We start from the raw sequence: 4,668 nt of genomic DNA on the forward strand, positions 1-4,668 counted from the left end.
CCGCCGCCCGGCCCGCCGCCGCCCCGGCCGCCCCCGCCGCCCAGAACGCCGCCGCCGACGTGGTGATCGTCGGCGCCGGGCTGTCCGGCCTCGCCGCCGCCCGCGACCTGGTCGCCGCCGGGCGGTCCGTGATCGTCCTGGAGGCCCGCGAGCGGCCCGGAGGCCGCGTGTACGGCATGCCGCTCGGCGACGGCACCACCAGCGAGGGCGGTGCCGAGTTCATCGGCCCGACCCAGGACCGCATCGCCGCGCTCGCCCAGGACATGGGCGTCGCCACGTACCCGACCTACAACACCGGCCAGAACGTCTACTACCGCAACGGCAAGCGGTCCCTGTACGCCACCGACGGCGTCCTGGGAGCGGTCCCGCCCGACTGGGGCGTGGTCGACCTCGAAGTCGCGCTGCTGAAGCTCGGCAGCATGGCGAAGGACGTCCCTGTCGGGCAGCCGTGGAAGGCCGCCAAGGCCGAGGAGTGGGACGCGCAGACCTTCTACACCTGGTCCCGGTCCAACTCGCTGAGCAGCGGCGCGCGGTTCCTGATGGACGAGTTCATCAGCTCGACGATGTCGGTGCGCTCGCAGGACGTGTCGCTGCTGTACGTCCTGAACTACATCGCGTCGGCGGGCAACGAGGGCAATCCCGGCTCGGTCGACCGCCTCATCGACACCAAGGGCGGCGGGCAGGAGTCCCGGTTCGTCGGCGGGTCGCAGGAGGTCCCCGTCCGGCTGGCCGCCAAGCTCGGCGACATCGTCCGCTACAACACGGCGGTCCGGTCGATCTCGACCGACGGCGGCGGCGTCACCGTCGCGGCGGACGGGCTCACGGTGTCGGCGAAGCGGGTCGTCGTCGCGATGTCCCCGGCCATCGCCGGGAAGATCGACTTCTCGCCGGCGCTGCCCGCGGCCCGCGCGCAGCTGATGCAGCGCTACCCGATGGGCTCGGTCTGCAAGTTCGTCGCCGTCTACGACACGCCGTTCTGGCGCGCGGACGGGCTGACCGGGCAGGCCGTCTCCGACAGCGGCGCGATCGACGCGACGTTCGACAACAGCCCGCCGGACGGGTCGCGCGGGATCATGATGGGCTTCATGAACCAGGCCAACATCCGCGGGCTGGACGGGGCCTCGGCGGACGAGGTGCGGGCCGCGGGCCTCGCCTCGTTCGCGACGTTCTTCGGCGACAAGGCCAAGAGCCCGGTGCGGACGGCGTTCCAGCGCTGGGACAACGAGACGTGGAGCGGCGGCGGCCCGGTCGGCGTCGCCCCGCCCGGCGTCCTCACCGGCTTCGGCGAGGCGCTGCGGGCGCCGTGCGGGCCGATCCACTGGGCGGGCACCGAGACGTCCGACTACTGGACCGGCTACATGGACGGCGCGGTCCGCTCCGGCGAGCGCGTCGCCAAGGAGGTCGACGCCGCCCTCTGACCGCCGGACGCGCCGGCTCGCGGCGGGTCGCCGTCATGCGCGTCGCCATGACGGCGACCGCCGCTGCCCGGCGGAGGGGTCAGAGGGCGGCGGACGGGTCAGAGGTCGGCGGCCATCTGCTTGACCTTCTCGATGAGGGCGATGCGGCCCTTGTGGTCGCCGGCGATCGGCGACACGTTCAGCGTGGTGATGCCGGACTCCTTCATCGCGGCGAGCCGCTCGCGGACGTGGCCCTCGGAGCCGATCAGCGACATCTTCTCCAGCAGCTCCTGCGGGACCTTCGCGGCGGCCTCGTCCTTCTTGCCGTCGAGGTAGAGGTCCTGGATCTCCTCGGCCTCCTTCTCGAAGCCGTACCGGCGGGCGAGGTCGTTGTAGAAGTTCTTGCCCTTGGCGCCCATGCCGCCGATGTAGAGCGCGGCCATCGGGCGGCCGAACTCCAGGTAGCCCTGCACGTCGTCGCCGATGGCGAGCGCGGCCTGGCCGACGACGTCCAGCTCGCCGAGGGACGGGTCGCGCTTGGCCCTGCCGGCGGCGAGCGAGGCGCCCCAGACGTCGGCGGCCTTCTCCGGCATGTAGAAGATCGGCTCCCAGCCGTCGGCGATCTCGGCGGTCAGCTCGACGTTCTTCGGGCCGATCGCGGCGACCATGATCGGGATCTGGGCGCGCACCGGGTGGTTGATCAGCTTGAGCGCCTTGCCGAGGCCGGTGCCGCGCTCGGGGGGCAGCGGCAGCGTGTAGTGCTTGCCCTCGTGCTGGACGCGCTCGCGCCGCCACACCTTGCGGCAGATGTCGATGATCTCGCGGGTGCGGCCGAGGGGCGCGGTGTAGGGGACGCCGTGGAAGCCCTCGATGACCTGCGGGCCGGACGCGCCGATGCCGAGCGTGAAGCGGCCGTCGGAGACGTAGTCCAGGCCGGCGGCGGTCTGCGCGATCGCGGTGGGCGTGCGGGAGTAGATGTTCAGGATGCCGGAGCCGATCTCCAGCCGCTCGGTCTTGGCCGCGATGTACCCCATCTGGCTGACCGCGTCGAAGCTGTAGGCCTCCGGCACGTAGACGATGTCGAGGCCGGCCTTCTCGAAGTCGGCCAGCTCCTCGACGGTGTCCTTGAACCCGCTGCCCGCGTAGTTGAGCCCCATCCCGATGCGCATCCGGGCGTCCCTTCCTAAAACCGAATCAGATTCCAGTCGAACGTAACCTACTCCGCGCCGCCCGCCGGAGCGAGGGCCCGTCGCCATGGCTCCGGCGCCGTGGGCCGGTGCCGTGCTAGCCGAGCGCCGGGCCGCGCAGGGCCTCCAGCGCGGGCCGGTACAGGTCCGCGCGGATCTTGCCGACCACCCGGCCGTCCTTGCCGGCCAGCGACGCGGCCAGGTCCAGCGCCGCGGGCAGCACGCCCGCCTCGTCCGCCGTCCGCTGGACGATCCCGGCCGCCATCGCCTGCTCGGCGTCGTACCGGCGGCCCGTGATCATGGCCTCGTGCGCGGTGCGCTTCGGCAGCCGCGCGGCGATCAGCGCGTTCATTCCCGGCGTGAACGTCATGCCGAGGTCGACCTCGGGCAGGCAGAAGTAGCCGCGGTCGGAGCGCATGACGGCGAAGTCGTGGGCGAGGGCCAGCATGCCGCCGCCCGCGAACGCGTGCCCGTTGACGGCGGCGACCGTCGGCATCGGCAGCTCCAGCAGCCGCGCGTAGAGGGCGTGGATGCGGCTCAGGTAGGGCTCGAACTCGTCGCCGTGGGCGCCCAGCCACTCCAGGTCGAGGCCGTTGGAGTAGAACTTGCCGGTGCCGGTGGTGATCAGGGCGCGGGGGCCCTCGGCCTTCTCGACGGTGTCGAGCGCGCCCTCGACGGCGCTGAGGAAGTCGGGGCCGAACCGGTTCTCGCCGTCGTCGAAGCGCAGGATGTGGACGTCGCCGTCGCGCCGCAGGTCGATCACGCTGGTCTCCTTCGTCGGTGCCTGAGCAGACCCTACTGGTCGGTAGCCGGCGGGAAGATCATGCAGGTCGTGGTGCCGTGCGCGACGAGCCTGCCGTCCTGGTCCACGATCCGCCCCTCGGCGGTCGCGATCTTCCGTCCGACATGGACCGTCGTTCCCTCGCAGGTCAGCCTGCCACCCTCCAGCGGCACCGCGCGGACGAAGTTGACCTTCAGTTCCAGCGTCGTGTAGCCGGCGCCCTCGGCCAGCGAGGTGTGCACCGCGCAGCCCATCGCCGAGTCCAGCAGGGTGGACAGCACACCGCCGTGCACGGTGCCGAGCGGGTTGCTGAAATCGGTGCGCGGCGCGAGCGAGAAGACGACCCGCCCCGGCTCCAGCTCCTCCGCCGCCATGCCGAGCAGCGCGCCGATGCCGTACCCCTCCTCGGCGCCCTTGTTGATCAGCGCCTTCAGCTGCTCGAGGCCCGCCGTGGTCGGCGTGGTCGTGATCGGCGTGGTCGTGGTCGTGGTGGTCGGCGTGCCCGCCATCGCTCCGCTCCCTCCGGGTGACGCTAGGTATGACGTCCGTCATAAGCACCGTGGGCTATGACGGTCGTCATGGTCAATGCGAGAAGCTTATGATGAATGTCATAATCGGTGCATGGGCACCGACAGCCGGGAACGCATGGTGCGCAGCGCCGCCTACCTCTTCCGCGAGCGCGGCTACAGCGGCACCGGGTTCCGCGACGTCATCGCGCACAGCGGCGCGCCGCGCGGGTCGATCTACCACCACTTCCCCGACGGCAAGGCGCAGCTCGCCGAGGAGGCCGTCCGCTACGCCGGCGAGTTCCTCAACGCGGGCATCCTCGCCGCCACCGAGGGCGGCGACGCCGCGTCCGCCGTGGACGCATTCGTCGGCTGGTGGCGGCAGGTGCTGATCAAGAGCGAGTTCCGGGCCGGCTGCCCCATCGTCGCCGTCACCGTGGAGAGCCACGACGACGCCCCGCAGCTGGCCTCCGCCGCCGCGGCCGCGTTCGACCGCTGGCAGGACACCCTCGCCACCGGCCTCGGCAACGCCGGCGTCCCCGACGACCGCGCCGCCCGCCTCGCCCGCCTCATCGTCGCCGCGGTCGAGGGCGCCACGATCCTCTGCCGCGCCCACCGCGACGTCGCGCCCCTCGACGACGTCGTCGCCGAGCTCAAGGAGATGACGAGGAACGCCGTCGAGGACGACTAGCTGTTCTGTCTACGGAGGTTGTGGACGCGGGGACACGGTTGGATGATCTTGGAATGAGGGAGGGCCTCCGGGTTCGGTGTGGATTGCGACATCTACGCCGGTACCG

5 protein-coding genes are annotated in these 4,668 nt (G+C 71.7%); 2 read left to right on the forward strand and 3 right to left on the reverse strand.

Features of this window, described 5'->3' with window-relative positions:
* Nucleotides 1-1,418, forward strand: a 1,418-nt coding sequence (locus amrb99_RS48995) for a flavin monoamine oxidase family protein (protein WP_206700418.1), incomplete at its 5' end; no start/stop codon positions are given.
* 98 nt (nt 1,419-1,516) lie between these two features.
* Here amrb99_RS48995 and amrb99_RS49000 read toward each other — a convergent pair.
* The 3 genes from amrb99_RS49000 to amrb99_RS49010 all read right to left on the reverse strand — a co-directional run bounded on the left by amrb99_RS49000 (nt 1,517) and on the right by amrb99_RS49010 (nt 3,874).
* On the reverse strand, nt 1,517-2,566 hold the full coding sequence (locus amrb99_RS49000; protein ID WP_190868962.1) for an LLM class F420-dependent oxidoreductase: 1,050 nt from the start codon (nt 2,564-2,566) through the stop codon (nt 1,517-1,519).
* 115 nt (nt 2,567-2,681) lie between these two features.
* Nucleotides 2,682-3,347: an enoyl-CoA hydratase-related protein gene (locus tag amrb99_RS49005; protein WP_190868963.1), complete on the reverse strand. Its 666-nt coding sequence runs from the start codon at nt 3,345-3,347 to the stop codon at nt 2,682-2,684.
* A gap of 32 nt (nt 3,348-3,379) precedes the next feature.
* Nucleotides 3,380-3,874 carry a PaaI family thioesterase gene (locus amrb99_RS49010; protein ID WP_190868964.1) on the reverse strand — a complete coding sequence of 165 codons (495 nt, stop codon included), beginning with the start codon at nt 3,872-3,874 and terminating at the stop codon, nt 3,380-3,382.
* 112 nt (nt 3,875-3,986) lie between these two features.
* On the opposite strand from amrb99_RS49010, the gene amrb99_RS49015 reads away from it, so the two are divergent.
* Nucleotides 3,987-4,562 (forward strand): TetR/AcrR family transcriptional regulator, encoded by a 576-nt coding sequence (locus tag amrb99_RS49015; RefSeq protein WP_190868965.1) that lies wholly within the window; start codon nt 3,987-3,989, stop codon nt 4,560-4,562.
* The last annotated feature ends 106 nt before the right edge of the window (nt 4,563-4,668 follow it).

Origin of the sequence: Actinomadura sp. RB99, from assembly GCF_014706005.1 — a bacterium.
In the GTDB taxonomy this organism is placed as follows: Bacteria; Actinomycetota; Actinomycetes; order Streptosporangiales; family Streptosporangiaceae; genus Spirillospora.